The following is a 326-nucleotide window of genomic DNA, read 5'->3' on the forward strand; positions in this document are numbered from 1 at the left end:
TCGCCGACGAGTTCGCAGCCGCGGCGGAAGTCGCCTGCGATCGTCACCCGCTTGAGCTCCGGCCGGGCCTTCCGCAGCGAATCTTTGGCGTGCGCGAGCAGGGCGGCCGCACGATGCAGATGGAGGCGACCTTCTCCGCTTTTCGCGATGGCCAGGTTCTGCAAAATCTTGGTCTGCAGCGCGGCGCCGAGGCCTTTGGCCTTCTTGATGCGGTCGTCCTTGGCGGCGGCCTCCAACTCAGCGAGCGAGGTGATGCCGAGATCCTTGTAGAGCCGCAGCACCTTCTCGGGGCGGAGGCCGGGAACGGCGAGCATCTCGAGCACGCC

General features: G+C 67.2%; 1 protein-coding gene. It reads right to left on the bottom strand.

What is annotated here, in order from left to right; translation table 11 throughout:
• A partial coding sequence (locus AC0L2F_RS35790) for a helix-hairpin-helix domain-containing protein (RefSeq protein ID WP_473251532.1) occupies positions 1–326 on the bottom strand: 326 nt, incomplete at both ends.

This window comes from Bradyrhizobium sp. Ken64 (assembly GCF_055807555.1).